Genomic DNA, 3,044 nt, shown 5'->3' on the forward strand with positions numbered 1-3,044 from the left:
CGCTAAATGTTCAAGCGATGATTGACTACCATGTAAAGCACGATTTAGATGCCGCTGAAAAAAACTGGTCAGAATGCTTAAAGATTGCTCGTCATGTGAAGATTCACCGATCAGTCTGCGACACTTGAATAACCTGGGGGTGGTAGCCGCCGTTCGTGGCCATAACCGGCAAGCGATTCGCTACTGGCATCAAGCACTGAAGATTGGACGGGAAATCGGCTACTCCGCACGGTTGAGCGCGGTACAAGTAAATATTGGTGTCAAATATTTCGAATCTGGTAAATTACAAGACGCTGAAATTAGTTATTTGCAAGGACTCGATTACTTACGGCGCGCTGAGAAAATCACCGACCAGATCTACTGTTTGGGTAATTTATCGGAACTCCAACTCTGTCACGCGAACTATCGTGCCAGCTATTACTACAATACGGCTGCCCGCGATTTGGCAACCTCTGCCGAATCCGCCGAGTTGCAGTTTCAACCTTTGCTGCAGTTAGCAGAGCTTCATTGCCGGACCGGGAATCACGACATAGCATACGAAACGCTGCTTGCCGCCGAACGTTTGTCGCCTGATCCCTCCGATATCGATCGGCTGCGGATCGCAAGCATGAAGAATGCTTGTCATCCGAATACCGAGCCTGCTATTGACCTCAGCGAGAGTATTGCAAGCGGAGACTGGGAACGAATCGATGAAGCTACTTTGATTTTGTGGTGGTTACAAAATCGCAATCCCGACGAATCATCAGAATTCACGCTATTTGCACAAAGGCTGCATGCTCTCGGAATCGAAGCGCAGCACCTTTGGATTGAGTCATGGGGTAAGTATTATTCCTTACTTGCAGCAAGCACTACCACAGCTGCCGATTGGGAGAACAGCGTTCGGAATGTAACACAGTTCCCTGAGATACACTGGCGGGTTCTTTGGAAGGCTGGGAATGCTTGGCGGTCGGTGGGTGAGCATGTATCTGCTCGTAACTCGTTTCGTAAGGCAATCCAAATCTTAAAGCAAATCACTTCACAATTGCATTCCGGTGAAGCAGCCACCTATCTTAAGGCGAGCGATCCAAGTCGTTTCCGACTTGATATGACCGCCCAATAATTCCTGCTATTCATCTTGCCAGCCGGAGAACCGGTTGTGCGGCTTTCGTTGTATAGATACATACAGGGAGTCCGACCATTACCACACAGGATTATTTCGCCGATCTCGAGCGGGCGATTACCGCGTCGGAACCGATTCCACCACCAATCCAATCGAACCTTACTTGGTCCGACTGGCACCACTTTGCCGATTTGATGTCGGAGTTAACCTCCAACAATAATCTGGAAGATCTGCTGAACAAGGTGATTGATTACGCTATGGAGCTAACGAAGGCAGAGCGTGGTTTTTTAGTGTTGTTGAATGAGAGCTTCGAAAAACAACTGATGGTTGCCCGTGGTGTCGACCGTAAGCAAATTGAAAATGCAATGGATGCGACCAGCAGTACAGTCATTAAAAAGCTGTTTGAGTTGCGTCGACCACTGCTCGTGGAAAGTGTATCGACTCACGACTCGCTCGCTCGGCAACAAAGCATTGTTAAGCAGGGGATTTGTTCGATTATTGGCGCACCACTGATTATTCGTAATCGGGTTATTGGTGTTACCTATGTCGATACTACCAATCCGGCAAAGGCGTTTAGCCCCCGTGAACAGGATCTGTTTACCGCATTAGGCAGTATCGCAGCGATAGCAATCGAAACCGCCGGATTGATTTCGTCGCTCGAATCGGCGTCGAAGACATTGCAAGACACATCTGATTTTCTTGGAAACCTATTACGCAGTCTTCCTGACGGCGTCGTTGTATTCGCCAGTGATCGCAAAATCCATTTCTCGAATTCCTTGGTGCGAAAACGGTTTAGTTCGACGAATTCCAATGTTCCGCAAACTTGTTCCGACATTCCGTTCTTCGCAACTGATGCTGGGAAAAAGCTCTTGGCTGCTGCGACAGAAGGCGACTGGACTTCCCAATCGATCGAAGGCACTGATGTTATCGGCGGTACACGCGTCCATTATCACGTCTTCGATGTTCCCCGCCGTGGCGAGGAGCAGTTGTATGGATTGCTGCTGGCGGATCGGACAAAGGAGTATCAGCTCGAGCAGGAAGTTATTCGTACAAGTAAATTCTCATTGGTCTCACAACTCGCCGGCGGAATCGCCCATGAGATAAACAACGCCCTAACCCCAGCATTTAGTGCGTTACAACTTGCTCAAATCCGTGCCCGACCGAATCCCATTGTTGAAGTACAATCATTGCGTGAATCGATCGATGTCGCTTTTCAACAGCTCAATAAAACGAGTCAGATTGTAAAAGATTTGCGAAATCTGAGCCGTCCAAAGCAACCGAAGTTCGAACGGGTCGATGTTACAGCGTTGGTGCATTCGACGGTGAAGCTACTGCGTAGTTCCAGTGGTCGTTTGAAATTCTTTGATCCATCGAATCCCACGGCGAAGTTCCGTTTAATGGTTGAAGTTCCCAACGATACACTTTTTGTGTTAGGTGATGTCAGTCAGATCGAAGGAATGATGTTCAATCTGATTCTCAATGCGGCACAAGCAGTGGAAGAAAAGGGGAGTGGGGCGATTACCGTGAAACTGATTTTAGATGGGGATCGGATTAAATTCGTAGTTGCTGACGAGGGAGTCGGCATCGCAGCTGATAAACTCGCCCAGATTTTTGAACCTTACTACTCCACTAAACCGGACGATATTGGAACTGGCTTGGGATTAACCATTGTGGAAATGGCAGCAACCGCCCATCATGCCACAGTCAGTGTTGAGAGTAAAATTGATGTCGGAACCGTCTTCACAATTAGCTTTCCCGTGTTTTCGGAAATCTGAACTGCAATCGGGAAGCATACATTTGTTATGATAACAGAAGGGGCGGATTACCGCCCCTTTTTTTTTATGAGTCAGCTTACAGCTACATCAATTTTTCGCGTAAATGATCGAAGAAACTCTTTCCCGTATCCTCGGTAGGTCCCAAATTCTCTTCACTCAACTCCTCTATC

At 47.9% G+C, this 3,044-nt stretch carries 2 protein-coding genes; both read left to right on the forward strand.

All coding sequences use genetic code 11. The features are described 5' to 3' along the window. Window positions 1-124 precede the first annotated feature (124 nt). Complete coding sequence (locus OEM52_14645) at window positions 125-1,099, forward strand: hypothetical protein (GenBank protein MDK9701373.1); 975 nt, start codon at window positions 125-127, stop codon at window positions 1,097-1,099. 194 nt (window positions 1,100-1,293) lie between these two features. Continuing rightward, window positions 1,294-2,874, forward strand: a complete 1,581-nt coding sequence (locus OEM52_14650; GenBank protein ID MDK9701374.1) for a GAF domain-containing protein — start codon at window positions 1,294-1,296, stop codon at window positions 2,872-2,874. Window positions 2,875-3,044: the final 170 nt, after the last annotated feature.

The organism is bacterium (assembly GCA_030247525.1).
Taxonomy (GTDB): Bacteria; Electryoneota; JAOADG01; order JAOADG01; family JAOADG01; genus JAOTSC01.